The 14642-nt window shown below is 42.2% G+C and carries 13 protein-coding genes; 7 read left to right on the forward strand and 6 right to left on the reverse strand.

The annotated features are described in order from the left end of the window. Nucleotides 1–52 precede the first annotated feature (52 nt). The 3 genes from addB (at nt 53) to JI665_RS01010 (ending at nt 7880) form a co-directional block, all read left to right on the forward strand. A complete protein-coding gene (gene addB, locus JI665_RS01000; RefSeq protein WP_206835158.1) occupies nt 53–3559 on the forward strand; it encodes a helicase-exonuclease AddAB subunit AddB in 3507 nt (1168 codons plus the stop codon). Next, complete coding sequence (addA, locus tag JI665_RS01005; RefSeq protein ID WP_206835161.1) at nt 3537–7295, forward strand: helicase-exonuclease AddAB subunit AddA; 3759 nt, start codon at nt 3537–3539, stop codon at nt 7293–7295. Before addB ends, addA begins: the two co-directional genes overlap by 23 nt. Nucleotides 7296–7568: 273 nt before the next feature. Beyond that, nucleotides 7569–7880: an HNH endonuclease gene (locus tag JI665_RS01010; protein ID WP_206835163.1), complete on the forward strand. Its 312-nt coding sequence runs from the start codon at nt 7569–7571 to the stop codon at nt 7878–7880. A 32-nt stretch (nt 7881–7912) separates the two neighbouring features. Here JI665_RS01010 and JI665_RS01015 read toward each other — a convergent pair whose 3' ends face one another. From JI665_RS01015 to JI665_RS01040, 6 genes are read right to left on the reverse strand one after another with little or no spacing between them, the layout of a single operon-like run. Beyond that, a complete protein-coding gene (locus JI665_RS01015) occupies nt 7913–8131 on the reverse strand; it encodes a spore germination protein (protein WP_009331287.1) in 219 nt (72 codons plus the stop codon). Nucleotides 8132–8163: 32 nt separating this feature from the next. Beyond that, entirely contained in the window at nt 8164–8544 is a 381-nt protein-coding gene (locus JI665_RS01020) for a spore germination protein GerPE (RefSeq protein ID WP_206835165.1), read from the reverse strand. Nucleotides 8545–8548: 4 nt separating this feature from the next. Next, on the reverse strand, nt 8549–8725 hold the full coding sequence (locus JI665_RS01025) for a spore gernimation protein GerPD (RefSeq protein ID WP_206835168.1): 177 nt from the start codon (nt 8723–8725) through the stop codon (nt 8549–8551). Continuing rightward, complete coding sequence (gerPC, locus tag JI665_RS01030) at nt 8722–9333, reverse strand: spore germination protein GerPC (RefSeq protein ID WP_206835170.1); 612 nt, start codon at nt 9331–9333, stop codon at nt 8722–8724. Before gerPC ends, JI665_RS01025 begins: the two co-directional genes overlap by 4 nt. A gap of 36 nt (nt 9334–9369) precedes the next feature. Beyond that, nucleotides 9370–9594 carry a spore germination protein GerPB gene (locus JI665_RS01035; RefSeq protein WP_206835172.1) on the reverse strand — a complete coding sequence of 75 codons (225 nt, stop codon included), beginning with the start codon at nt 9592–9594 and terminating at the stop codon, nt 9370–9372. A gap of 13 nt (nt 9595–9607) precedes the next feature. Continuing rightward, the gene (locus JI665_RS01040; RefSeq protein ID WP_009331280.1) at nt 9608–9829 is read right to left on the reverse strand and encodes a spore germination protein; all 222 of its coding nucleotides are present in this window, start codon (nt 9827–9829) and stop codon (nt 9608–9610) included. 206 nt (nt 9830–10035) lie between these two features. On the opposite strand from JI665_RS01040, the gene JI665_RS01045 reads away from it, so the two are divergent. From JI665_RS01045 to JI665_RS01060, 4 genes are all read left to right on the forward strand, one after another. After that, nucleotides 10036–11628, forward strand: coding sequence for a long-chain-fatty-acid--CoA ligase (locus JI665_RS01045; RefSeq protein ID WP_206835175.1), 1593 nt, complete (start codon nt 10036–10038; stop codon nt 11626–11628). Nucleotides 11629–11788: 160 nt separating this feature from the next. Continuing rightward, nucleotides 11789–12976, forward strand: coding sequence for a DUF418 domain-containing protein (locus tag JI665_RS01050; RefSeq protein WP_206835177.1), 1188 nt, complete (start codon nt 11789–11791; stop codon nt 12974–12976). Nucleotides 12977–13060: 84 nt separating this feature from the next. Further along, the gene (locus JI665_RS01055; RefSeq protein ID WP_206835179.1) at nt 13061–13969 is read left to right on the forward strand and encodes a fumarylacetoacetate hydrolase family protein; all 909 of its coding nucleotides are present in this window, start codon (nt 13061–13063) and stop codon (nt 13967–13969) included. 197 nt (nt 13970–14166) lie between these two features. After that, a complete protein-coding gene (locus JI665_RS01060; RefSeq protein ID WP_206835182.1) occupies nt 14167–14523 on the forward strand; it encodes a YisL family protein in 357 nt (118 codons plus the stop codon). Nucleotides 14524–14642 lie beyond the last annotated feature (119 nt).

Raw genomic sequence — 14642 nt, forward strand, 5'->3', positions numbered from 1 at the left:
CAGCTTATATGATAAAATAATGATAGAGAGAGCTTTTTTAAGGAGGAAAAAAATGACCGTACGTTTATTGATAGGCCGGTCCGGAAGCGGCAAAACGGAATACTGCCTTAATGAAATCCGCGATGAACTGCGGCTTAATCCGGATGGAGATCCCATCATTTACTTAGTTCCGGAACAAATGACGTTCCTTTCAGAATATAAATTAATTACAACGCCCGGCCTTGGCGGAATGATTCGCAGCCAGGTATATTCTTTCACGCGACTTGCGTGGAGAATTCTTCAGGAAACAGGAGGCTTGAGCAGATATCATCTAAACAGTGTTGGCATCAGCATGCTTATCCGCAAGATCATCGAAGATAAAAAGGATGAGCTTAAGCTTTTTCAGAGGGCTGCAGATAAAAATGGTTTTATTCAGCAAATTGAACAAATGATGACTGAATTCAAACGGTATTGTGTAGCCCCCGATGAACTTGCTGAAAGGCAGCAGCAGCTCCCAGGAACAGGGAAATCGAATAAGGCACTTCAGGACAAGCTTCATGATCTTGAGTTAATCTATAAAAATTTTGAAGAATCCCTTGCCGGCAAATATACCGATTCGGAAGACTACTTCCGCCTTCTTGCTGAAAAAGCATCCCATTCAGAGTATCTAAAAAATGCCGAGGTTTATATAGATGGCTTTTACAGCTTTACACCACAGGAATATTCGATTGTTGAACAGCTGATGAAGCAGTGTAAAAACGTCACTATTACACTGACACTTGACCAGCCGCGTAAGCATAGTGCTCCTGAAGATCTTCATTTATTCAGAATGGCGGGAGAAAACTATCAGACAATCAAAGAAATGGCTTTCCGCAACAGTCTGGGTATTGAAGAAATGGTCCTTGCTGAGCAAAAAAGGTGGAGCAGCCCTTCGCTTAGACATCTTGAGGAATATTTTGACAGCAGGCCTGCTGAGGCATTTCCAGGGGAAGCAGACATCCACATCGGACAGGCTGTCAACAGGCGGGCTGAAATCGAGGGCGTTGCCAGAAAAATAAATAAGCTTGTTCGCACAGATGGCTATCGCTATCGTGATATTGCAGTACTTGCAAGAAACGGACAGGATTATCATGACATGATTGAAACAGTGTTCCATGACTACGAAATCCCATATTTTATTGACCAAAAAAGAACTATGATGAATCATCCACTCGTGGAGTTAATTAGGTCAACTCTTGAAATCATCAATGGGAATTGGCGCTATGAACCGATCTTCAGAGCAGTAAAAACGGAGCTTATTTTCCCGTCCAAGTTAAACGCCGGCAAGCTTCGTGAGCAAATGGACAGACTTGAGAACTATGTTCTTGCCTATGGCATCCAAGGGGACAAATGGACGAAGAAGAAAAGATGGATATACAGGAGAATCAGGGGGCTGGAGTTTGAAGCGGTTGCCCAGACAGATGCCGAGAAGAAAATAGAAGATGAGTTAAGTGATTTGCGCGAAATGATTACAGGCCCAATATTAAGATTGCACAGGCGCTTGAAAAAGGCTGCTGATGGCCGCGGATATTGTGAAGCTTTATTTTTATATCTGGAAGAATTGGATGTGCCTGTGAAGATTGAAAAGTGGAAATCGGCTGAAGAGGAAAAAGGGAACCTTGTTAAATCAAGGGAGCATGGACAAGCATGGAATGCCATTATGGAGCTTCTCGATCAGTATGTAGAAATGCTTGGTGAAGAAGAGGTGACTCTAAAGCGCTTTGCTTCCGTTCTGGATGCCGGTCTGGAGTCGCTGCGTTTCACGCTTGTTCCGCCTGCCATCGATCAGGTCATGGCTGCCGATTTGGAAAGATCAAGGCTAACTGATATTAAAGCTGCCTTTGTCATTGGTCTCAATGAAGGAGTAATTCCTGCCAAGTTCTCAGAGGAGGGTGTGCTGGCGGATGATGACAGAGAAATTCTTAACACCAGCGGAATGAAACTGGCGCCTGGAAGCCGAACACGACTTCTTGATGAAGAATTTATTGCTTATAAAGCGTTTGTCACTCCATCAGAAAAACTTTTTATCAGTTATCCGCTGGCGAATGAAGAAGGTAAAGCACTTATGCCTTCTCCATATATTAAGAGATTGGGAGATTTATTCCCTGATTGCAGGCAGCTTTCCTTCATGTCGGATCCGGCAGAGCTGCCGGAAACAGAACAGCTGGAATATGCGGATAATCTTAATACAGCACTTTCGTATTTGACTTCTCAGCTTCAGCTGAAAAAACGCAGCTATCCAATCTATGACCTGTGGTGGGATGTTTATAACTGCTATCTTAACAATGAGCAGTGGAGAAGGCCGGCATTAAAGGTTCTTTCCAGCCTGAATTATGAAAACCGGACAATTCAGCTTGGCGAAGACATCAGTAAAGAATTGTATGGCGATCATATTCAGGCGAGTGTTTCCAGGATGGAATTATTCCATAGCTGTCCATTTTCCCATTTTGCACAGCATGGACTAAAGCTGCGGGAAAGACAGGTATACCGTTTGGAAGCGCCGGATATCGGGGATTTATTCCATGCCGCTTTAAAATTTATCGCAGAGACAGTTATGTCCCAGAAACTTTCATGGACAGATATGACAAGGGAACAGTGTGAGATCCTTGCAAAAGAAGCAGTTGAAATGCTTGCTCCTAAACTGCAAAATGAAATTCTTTTAAGCTCGAACAGGCATCACTATATTAAGAGAAAGCTTGAGCAAATCATCAGCAGGGCTTCCTATGTTATCAGTGAGCATGCCAAATCAAGCGGATTCTCGCCAGTGGGGCTGGAATTGGGGTTTGGTCCAAAAGGAGAACTTCCTTCGCTTGTTTTTCCTCTTAAAAATGGGACTAAAATGGAGCTTGTCGGAAGAATTGACAGAGTGGACAAGGCTCAGGATACAAACGGGACATTTTTACGGGTAATTGACTATAAATCCAGCTCCAAGGATTTGAATGTCAGTGAGGTATATTATGGGATTGCTCTGCAGATGCTCACGTATCTGGACATCATTATTGCCCATTCCAATTCTTTGATCGGGACTGAAGCCGATCCGGCAGGAGTCCTTTATTTCCATGTTCATAATCCAATCGTCAGCACTTCAAAAATGCTGACCATAGAGGATATCGAGCAGGAACTCTATAAGAAATTTAAAATGAATGGCCTGCTGCTGGGAGATGAAAATGTCATCAGGTTAATGGACCAGACAATTGAGACAGGAGATTCATCCATTATCTCAGCCGGATTTAAAAAAGACGGCACACTTTCAAAGCGATCTAAAGTGGCTAGCAAGCAGGAGTTTGATTATTTGCGGCGCTACGTAAGAAAGATGTATAGGAATACTGGCAATATGATTACAGAGGGCGATGTTAAAATTGCCCCATATAAAATGAAGGAAAAAACACCATGTACATTTTGTGCCTATAAATCTGTATGCCAATTTGACGAATCGCTCGAAACCAATGATTACAGGTTATTTGTGCCTAAGCCAAAGGAAGACATGATTGAAATCATCAAGAAGGAGGTGGAGGGCGATGAAAATGGCCATACCGCCTAAGCCGGAGGATGCAACCTGGACTGATGACCAGTGGAAAGCAATTATGGCCAAGGGCCAGGATATCCTGGTGGCTGCTGCAGCCGGTTCAGGGAAAACGGCTGTTTTGGTTGAAAGGATTATCAATAAGATTATCGCTGATGAAGATCCTATTAATGTCGATGAACTCCTTGTTGTGACCTTCACAAATGCCTCAGCAGCCGAAATGAGGCACAGAATCGGCGAAGCGCTTGAAAAAGCTATTGATGCCGATCCGAAGTCTGCTCACCTCAGAAAGCAGGTAAGCTTATTAAACAGGGCATCCATCTCGACTTTGCATTCATTTTGCTTAGAGATGATTCGTAAATATTACTACATGACCGATATTGATCCCGGATTTCGAATCGCTGATGAAACAGAAGCACAGCTCTTAAGAGATGAAGTACTCGAGGAGCTTTTTGAAGAGGAATACGGTAAAGAGGGAAACGAAGCATTCTTTGCACTTGTTGATACTTTTACAAATGACAGAAGTGACACTGCCCTTCAGGATATAATAAGGGACTTATACGATTTTGCCCGCTCCAACCCTTCACCTGATCAATATCTTGATTCAATTGTTGAGATGTATAACGTGGAGGGTGTTGACAGTCTTGAAAAGCTTCCATTTGTCCGTTCCCTTTTGGAGGATATAGATCTTCAGCTGAAAGGGGCCAAGCAGCTGCTGGAATATGGGCTGGAGCTGACCAAACTTCCTGGAGGACCGGCTCCGAGAGCAGAAAACTTTATCGCAGATCTGCACGTTGTCAATACTCTAATCGAAGCGAAAAACGATTCATGGCCGATGCTATATGAAGCGATGCAATCATGGTCTTTTGGCAGAGCCAAAACCTGTAAGGGCAATGATTATGATGAAGGGCTGGTTGAAAAGGCAAAGAAACTTAGGGACCAGGCCAAGAAAATCATAACCGGCCTGCAGGAAGAACTGTTTTTCCGCAAACAGGAAAGCTTCATGCGTGATATGGCGGAAATGAAGTCCCATATAGAATCGCTTGTTTCGTTAGTTAAAGAATTCTCAATTCGCTTTGACCAGGTTAAAACTGAAAAAGGGCTGGTTGACTTTGCCGATCTTGAGCATTATTGCCTTGAAATTCTCTCATCATCAGATGAAGAGGGAAGGCTTTTGCCATCAGAAGCAGCTCTTGCCTGCAGAAATCAGTTCAAAGAAGTCCTGGTTGATGAGTATCAGGATACCAACATGGTGCAGGAAGCGATTTTGCAGCTGGTAACGGCAGATTCAGAAGAAAACGGAAATCTTTTCATGGTAGGCGATGTAAAGCAGTCGATCTACCGTTTCCGCCTTGCAGAGCCTAATCTGTTTTTGGGTAAGTACACCCGGTTTGGCCGGGACGGAGAAGAGGCAGGGCTTAGAATTGATCTGGCGCGAAATTTCAGAAGCCGTAAAGAAGTCCTCCACGGGACCAACTATATTTTTAAGCAAATTATGGGGACATCTGTCGGTGAAATTGAGTATGATCAGGCAGCTGAGCTTGTTAAAGGAGCTCCTTATTCAGAGAGTCAGGAACACCCTGTGGAAATAGTCATTATTGATCTTGAAGGAAATGAAAAAAACGAACCTGAGCCTGAATCAATGGATGAGGGTTTTGACAGCGAAGAGTTAGCCCAGTCACAGCTCGAAGCCAGATTTATGGCGTCGAGAATAAAAGAAATCATTGGGAATCGGAAAGAAGTTTACAACACAAAGACCCAATCCGAGCGGCCTGCCAAGTATAGGGATATTGTCATCCTGCTTCGTTCCATGACATGGGCTCCGCAAATAATGGAGGAGTTCAAACAGCAGGGAATCCCTGTTTATGCCAATCTCTCCAGCGGCTATTTTGAAGCAACGGAAGTAGCGATTATGATGTCACTTCTAAAAGTGATTGATAATCCGTATCAGGATATTCCGCTGGCATCAGTTCTAAGATCTCCTATTTTGGGGCTGACCGAAGAAGAGCTGGCACAAATCAGAATCCATAATAAAAGAGGTTCTTTCTATGAAGCTTTGACTTCTTTTTGCCGGAATGACCCAACCCTGGAAGCAGAAGAATTATATGAGAAAGTGCGGCCGTTTTTTGATCAGCTTAAAGATTGGCGTGTGATGGCGCGCCAAGGTTCGCTTTCCGAACTGATTTGGCATCTGTATAGAGAAACCAGATTTTATGATTTCGTCGGCGGCATGCCGGGCGGAAAACAGAGACAGGCAAACCTTCGCGCACTGTACGACAGAGCCAGACAGTATGAAGCAACATCATTCAGAGGATTATTCCGCTTCTTAAGGTTTATTGAACGAATGCGGGACAGAGGCGATGATCTTGGCGCTGCCCGTGCTTTGGGTGAGCAGGAAGATGTTGTCCGCCTTATGACGATCCACAGCAGCAAAGGGCTGGAATTTCCTTTCGTTTTCATTGCAGGGCTTGCCCGCAGTTTTAATACGATGGATTTAAAAAAGCCGTACATGCTTGATAAGGAATTTGGATTCGCTGCAAAATATGTGAATGCCGAGAAGAGAATTTCTTATCCCTCTTTGCCGCAGATTGCTTTTAAACGAAAAAAGAAAATGGAAATGCTTGCTGAAGAAATGCGGGTCCTATATGTTGCTTTAACAAGGGCGAAGGAAAAGCTTTTCCTGGTATCGTCCGTCAAGAGTGCTGATAAAAAAATAAATCAGTGGCTGCAGGCATCGGAGCATAAAGAGTGGCTCCTGAATGAGTATGACAGGGCTTCTGCAAACAGTTACCTGGACTGGATTGGTCCATCGCTTGTCAGACATAGAGATTGTGAGGCATTGAGAGGGGAAGGGCAGGTTCATCCTCTCGTACCTTCTGAAATACTTGAACACCCTTCATGCTGGAATTTAACCATAATCAAAAGCGAAGAAGCTGCAGTTCTTTCAGAAGAAGCCAATGAGGGCGAAACGGATTTGCTGAAATTGGTTTATGAAGGGAAACCTGTTCCGGCTGAATCGGCTTATAAGGATAAAGTTGAGGAACAGCTTTCCTGGAAATATTCCTTTAAGCAGGCTGCTCAAGCTAGATCTAAGCAATCCGTTTCGGAAGTAAAGCGGCAGCGGGAGATTTTTTCAGAAGAAGACAGCGGTACTGAATTAATCCGTAAAATCAATAAACCCCTGCTGGGCAGGCCTAGATTCATGCAGGAAAAATCTCTTTCTCCAGCTGAACGGGGTACTGCTATGCATGCTGTCATGCAGCATATTGATTTAAGCAGGCCTGCAGCTGTGGAAACGGTAGCTTTCAAAATGGATGAGATGGTTCATAACGAATTGCTGACAGAAGAGCAGCATGCCAGTATTGAGCCGCAGCTGATTGTACAGTTTTTCGAAACCGAACTGGGAAAAAGAATTGTTCAGGCTAAATCGATACGAAGAGAAATCCCATTCAGTTTATCTTTCCCAGCCCGGGAAATCTATTCAGATTGGCAGGGAGAGGATGAAACGGTTCTCATTCAGGGGATTGTGGACTGCGTATTTGAAGATGAGCAGGGTCTGGTGCTTCTGGATTATAAAACGGATGGAATCAGGGGCCGGTTTAAGGGAGGCTTTGCTGAAGCCAAACCCGTTCTCGAAAACAGGTACAAAGTTCAAATTGATATGTACACCAGAGCATTGGAACAAATATTAAAGAGAAAAGTCAAAGAAAGATACTTATTCTTCTTTGACGGGGCTCATACAATTAAGTTATAGGGAAAGCCGGCAAGGAAACTTGCCGGCTTTTTGCGTATTAGCAGGAATGGTATTGTGCGCACTAGCCGAAAAGCCGCGCACAGCCAGTGAAATCCCGCGCGCAAACGAAGCATCTCCGCGCGTAAAAAGGAGAAATCCGCGCAGATCCAGGAGAGATACGCGCACTAGCTGAACAAGCGCGCACAACCAGAGAGTACCCGCGCGCAAAGGGGAAAATATGCGATTTTATTACCCCCAATATAAAGGGTAAATTAAATATAAAGGAGGCTAGCAATGGGAAAAAAGAAAACAGAGACGGGAACCTGCGAATTATGCATGCGGGAGGATACTGAAATAACCGTCCATCATTTAACGCCGAAAGAAATGGGGGGCACCTTCCTGCCGACCGCGAAAATATGCATACCCTGTCATAAGCAGATTCATGCTTTATATACGAATGCAGAGTTGGCTGTACGACTGAATTCAATAGAATTATTACAGCAGGATGATAAAATCGGAAAATATTTGAAATGGATCAGGAAGCAGCCTTCATCTAAGTTAACGAAAGCCAAAAAATCTAATGACAGGAAATCAAAAGGACGATAACAAATGTGCTATCGTCCGAAATTACTGAAAAATTAGTTATTTCCGACATTTGGCTGATCAACCAGACTGGTATCCAGAACATTGCTGGCGCTCAGGCCATTGTTTGTAATGACTAAGCCGCCCGTATTTGCGGCACCCTGTCCGGTCGTTGATTTTGAATTGCTTTTTGGAGAGATATAAAGGGAGTCTCCAAATTGCACAATTCCCCCGCCGACATTGATGATTTGTACCGGTCCGATTATAGCTGGCATGTAAAACATCCTTTATGAAAAAATTTTCATTCTTAAGAAGTGCTATTTTTTGGATAAACTTGACGGATATGCTTGACCCGGGCTTCCATTGAAATATTTCCACTGTTGCCAATATGAATGACAGAAGAGGAGGAAACCCCGATAATATCAATATTCTGTACTTTAATGATTGGATTCAGCTGTGTAGTTTGAATCGCAATTACTTCATCAATAGGAAGGAGAGGGATGGGCTCACTGAAAATAGGATAAGCAGCAAAATTGCCTTCATGGGCATCAAAGTACTCCGCTTCGCGCTGAACTGCAAGTGCCCTGGAAAAACCCTGAATTAAGCAGGAGTCCCCAATCTCAAATATCGATGAAAACGCAATAGTATCTATATGAATATTAGCAACTGACGAAGTTCTTTGAAGCATACGGTTACTCCGGTGTTAGCGGCACAAAAGGCCCAATCAGTAGAGATTCTACTGGGGTATCAAAGGTTGCTGCAAGCTGGATCGTCTGTGTATCTCCAACCATTAATACAGAAGAACTGGATACACCAAGCACTCTTATGCTGCCAACACACAAATCTCGGTTATATACCTGATAATTCATTCGTTATTCATCCCTTTCATATTCTCTGGCAAATGTGAGATAAAGGCATGGACTCCATTGTGAATTTCCTTTTTTATAAGCTCAATAATCTCTTTGTTATCATTTTCCTTCCCGGATCGATTCGAAGCCTGCTGCTGTTTAATATAGAAGTCAATCCTGTTAGGCAGCTGCTTTTTGATATCTTCTTTGATAAATGTAATATAGGAATCATCCACACTGACATTTAACTTCTTCTGTACAGTAGCTGTAATGTCAGGAAGTTCCTGTTCTAAATATTGATAGATGGCATCTTCAATTTCCATCGTTCTCTTCATCTGATTCTTAGGCGAAATAGGTGCTTTGATGTTTTTGTTATCGACGGCAAAATCTTCAATGTTTTGCAGCTCAGAAGGATTTAAGCCGATGTTTAAAGTACCTTCGAGGGACTCGACCTTTAGCTGGTCAAATTTATATTCAATCCGGTCGACCTGCATTGGCGGACGGTTCTTTAGAACTTCAGTCTCTTCCTGAAGTTTCTTAACCGCCTTTTCCAGTATTCGGATTCGTTTTTCCTGGGCCTCCACAAAAGCATGCAATTGGTGAAGATAGGTATTTATTTGCTGGTTCAAGCGCACCACCTCGCTTTGTTTAAAGATAACCTATCACTATGTTGTCAAAGGTACCGAAGGCATTAATAATAGACTGTCCGCCGGGCCCGATGGAACTGGTGATTCCGCTTCAGGTGCAGGTTCGGTAAATCCCCCTGTGTTATACAGATATGAAGCCGGCTTTATTATGCCTGCACTTCCAATCTGCATAACGGAAGAGTTTGAAATCCCGCCTATCTTAATAAAATTAATATGAATGGACTGCTGTATATAAAAATTCATATCATCACCCGTTTTAAGCATTGAAATAATTGCCCTGATCCACGCCATCACAATCATAAGTGTTTGTTGTGCTCCGGTGATTGTAAACATTCAGGCCATCCCCCGTGTTAAACGATCCAGCGCCTGAAAAGGTCTTAGCGTTAGAAACAGGCATGATTTTATAGACATCCCCAATGTTGAATACAGAACTGCTTCCAATTGATATGACCTGTGCGACTCCGACAATAGCTGGCATACATAACACCCTTTAAAATGATTTCTTGTATATCGTATGTGCCTGCTAGCTGATTGTGATTAATTAGCCCAAATATCTGAAATGCACTTTAATGAGAAGGTCTGCAAATGTTATATAACAGACAAAATCCAGGTGAAACTGTCATAATTTTTATGATAATATAAAAAATATAGAATTAACTAAATTTTCAGTGAGGTGGCCATAAAATGAATGTCCCATTAATAGTAACGCAGTTTTTAGATCGTGCTGTGTCTCTTTACGGTTCTAAGAAAGCCATTTTTGCAGATGATCGGGTTTTTACATATGAGGAATTGAATAAGAGAGTTAATCAGCTTTCCCATGGCTTAAAAGCTTCAGGGGTTGAAAAGGGGGACAGGGTGGCTTATCTTGCACCTAATTCCGTCGAAATGCTGGAGGGTTTTTATGGTGTTTTTCAGCTGGGAGGAATTATAGTCCCATTAAATATACGGCTGAAGCCGGAAGATTACCTGTATATATTGAATCACAGTGAATCCAAAATCCTATTTGTAGACCAGGACCTTTATCATCTTATATTACCTGTGAAAGATCAGCTGAAAACTGTGGAAAAAATCTTCGTGCATTATAAAGAGGAAGAGACGAATGAGAGCGATTATGATTCATGGCTCAGCAGTCAGGACAGCGGTCCATATCAAAGGGAGGTCCTCGACGAAAATGATGTGTGCAGCCTTCTATATACCAGCGGCACAACTGGCAATCCAAAAGGTGTCATGCTGACCCATCGCAACAATTACCTGCATGCATTGTCAACAATGCATCATTTAAGGGTCAGCGATCAGGATGTATTGCTGCATGTCCTTCCGATGTTTCATGTGAATGGATGGGGCTCTCCTTTTTATTACACGGCAAATGGCGCTTCTCAGGTGTGTATAAGAAAAGCAACTCCAGAAAAGATTTTTGATGCACTGCAAAAAAATAAAGTATCCGTCATGCATATGGCTCCTACAGTCCTGAATTCGCTGATGCAGTATTATGAACAATTTGTTCCGGCTGTTGAACAAAATGTCAGAGTTGTTATAGCTGGTTCCGCACCGCCGCCAGCTTTTGTAACAAGAGTAGAAAAGGAGCTTGGATGGGAGTTTATTCAGGTATATGGAATGACTGAATCATCTCCATTAAGCACTGTATCTACGATCCGGTCTCATCTTAAAGATCTTCCCCTTACTCAGCAGTACAGGATGAAAGCAAAGGCAGGACATCAGATGATAGGCTGTGAAGTAAGGGTAATTAATGAACATGGCGAAGAAGTGGCCCATGATGGATTGGAAATTGGTGAAGTCGTTGTCCGCAGCAACGGAGTTATGAAAGGCTATTGGAAAAATGAAGAGGCAACAATGGAAGCTATTCGAGACGGCTGGCTTCATACCGGTGATATGGCAAGTGTTGATGAATTTGGCAATATCGATATCGTGGACCGTAAAAAGGATATCATAATCAGCGGCGGTGAAAACATCTCATCCATCGAAATTGAAGGGGCATTATACGAGCATCCTGCCATACTGGAAGCAGCCGTTATAGCTGTACCCCATGAAAAATGGGGGGAAACGCCTCACGCGTTCGTCGTGCTTCGAAACGGCAAAACAACGAATGAGCAGGAAATTATCGATTTTACCAGGGAGAAACTTGCCCACTTTAAAGCTGTAACGGGAGTGACTTTTGTTGATGAGCTGCCGAAAACAGCATCGGGGAAAATTCAAAAAATTCATCTTCGGAATGATTACTGGGAGTCGAAAGGAAAAACAGGCCGTTTTGTTAATTAATTGAAAGCGGGACTTCAGCATTGCTGGGGTCCCTTTTTGAAAAGAAAGTTTGAGAGTTGATAGTTTGGGCAAGACGCATCCGCATTTCTTTTCTGGACAATTAGAATTCTGCTCTCTATCATTAATGTTAGATTTTCTTTCCAAAGAAGGAGGCGTTTTTATGGACAGGCAAGCCAGTCCGGTGCTGGAGAAGGATCGGATCATTTCGCTGGATATAATGAGGGGATTTGCCATCCTCGGGATCTTTTTAGTTAATATGCTTTCTTTCCATTCGCCATATCTATACATTGATCCTTTTGACTGGTGGGACAGCCCGGCAGATAAAGCCGCCTATGCCTTTATTGATATCTTTGTGCAGGCCAGCTTTTATCCATTGTTTTCCATGCTGTTCGGTTATGGTTTAGTTATTCTAAGGGAAAGGGCATTGGCTAAAGGCCTTGGATTTGGAGCAATGGCTGCAAGGAGATTTTCCCTTCTGCTGCTGATAGGCATCATTCACGCTTTTCTTATATGGCATGGGGATATTCTAATTAACTATGCAATCTTCGGCTTTATCTTTTTACTGTTTGTAAAAATGTCTGGAAAAAATATGCTTTTGACTGGAATATTGCTTTACATTATTCCCAATCTGCTATTTGCCCTTTTATTATTTGCAACGGTTCGGTTTGTTCCTGCTGATGAACTATCAATCTATGACCCTCAAGCGGCAACAGCTTCTTTACAGGCCTATCAAAATGGAAGCTTTTCCGAGGTTACCGCACAGCGGATAAAGGACTGGTCCGGTGTTAATAATCTTTCTTCACTGCCTATCATGCTGGCATCTATTTTTCCATTATTTTTAATAGGGGGAGGAGCTGCCAAACTGAAATGGCTGGAGGAACCGGATAAAAACCGGGCATTCCTTACGAAAATTATGCTGGTCTCATTGGCTGCAGGGTTATTGTTCAAATTGCTGCCTTACTTGATGGAAAGCAACCTGGGACTGGATTACGTGCAGGATATATTTGGAGGTCCGCTGCTGGCAATTGCTTATGGTTTAGGGATAGCAGTGATGATAAAAAATGATCAAGGTCTTGGATTCCTGCTGCCGCTCTCATATGTTGGGAAACTTTCGCTCTCAAATTATCTTTTCCAGTCCGTTATCTCGACTTTTATTTTTTACAGTTATGGATTAGGCTTCTATGGAAAGGTCTCTGCTTTTTGGGGGGCACTTCTGGTTATTTTCATTTTCGCTTTTCAGGTAATAATCAGCCGCTTCTGGGCTGCCCGCTATTACTATGGTCCGGTTGAATGGCTTTGGAGGAGCTTCACATATTTGAAAATCCCTAATTGGAAGAGAAAGGGTTAATATTTGCATTCACTTATAAATAGTCCAAAAATTTGAAAATTTATATTATACTTTAAAAGTGAATAAAAAAACGAGGTGATGGGATTGAAATTTGTTACTTTTATGGATAGCACCGGAAGTGTGGCTGGTTTATTGGACGAAACCGGCACAAAGGTTCTTCCGCTGAATGCAGCTTTAGAAAAAATGGAAGGCGAAAGCGATTTGCCAGAGACTTTGAAGGAATGTATTGCCTTAGGAGATAAATTCATTGAAAAGGTACATAGTTTAAAAGATTGGCTAAGCAGCAATCCTGACAGGGAAGAACTCTTCCGCCCGCTCGCTTCTGTTGCACTGGAAGCTCCGATTCCCCGTCCCGATAAGAATATCTTTTGTGTAGGCAAGAATTATGCCGAGCATGCAATTGAAATGGGAAGCAAAGAAGACATTCCGGAGCACATAATGGTTTTTACGAAATCGCCAACAACGGTAATAGGTCCTAATGAAACGGTATTAAATCATCATAATGTTACAGCAGAGCTGGATTATGAAGGAGAGCTTGCCGTTGTAATCGGAAAAAAAGGACGTGCTATCCCAAAAGAAGAAGCATTGAAACACATCTTTGGCTATACGATTATTAATGATGTAACAGCTAGGGATCTGCAGTCGCGCCATAAGCAATTTTTTATCGGTAAAAGCCTGGATAACACTTGCCCGATGGGTCCATGGATCGTTCATTCATCGGCTGTTGATAACCCAAATCAGCTTGATATTCAAACAAAGGTAAACGGAGAATTGAGGCAAAGTTCAAATACTGAAAACTTTATCTTTTCAATCGAAGAAATCATCTCGGTCCTTTCAAAAGGCATGACCCTCGAACCGGGAGATATTATTGCTACTGGGACTCCTGCAGGTGTAGGCAAAGGCTTTAAGCCTCCACGCTTTCTTCAGCCGGGAGATAAAGTGGAAATTACAGTTGAAAAAATAGGAACTCTAACAAATTGTATAGAAAAATAAAAAGGTGGCCTGTGTATAAAATCACAGGCCTTTACATATCAATTTAGATTTTCAGAGTGTCAATGAGATATATCACATATTGCCTTAAATAGTTCACAAAGTTATATATATTGAGATCTTTGCAGCACCATAATTTTAGGATTTTCTAATGCCAATATGATATGATGGTATCGAATTTCACAATAGGAGGCACTGGAATGATACATGCCCATATAACAACATGGTTTTTGGCACTGGTTTTATTTATTATTGCCCTTATGATGCATAAAAGCGGCAAGCAAAAAGGTTTAAAAGTCGTTCACATGATCTTGAGACTGTTCTATTTGCTGATAATTGGAACAGGAGTTTGGATTTTAAGCAGCCTTAACAGCATCGATCTTCTTTATGTATTGAAATCACTGGTAGGCATTTGGGTAATCGCAATGTTTGAAATGATTATTATCCGCACTGTCAAAGGGAAAAAAACGTCTATTTTATGGGGGCAGTTTATTGTTGCTTTAATTCTGGTTCTATATTTAGGCTTTGTTAAATTGCCATTAACATTTATGACGTAAAATAAGGATATTTATTGAATAAGCTGCCAAAAAGGCAGCTTTTTCTAATTTTGTCATGTCAAGAGTTCACTAAATATGGTAATTTAAAAATGTAACTAACTTTTTGAATAAAAATTAGA

Source organism: Bacillus sp. NTK034 (genome assembly GCF_017303275.1).
GTDB lineage: Bacteria > Bacillota > Bacilli > Bacillales > Cytobacillaceae > Cytobacillus.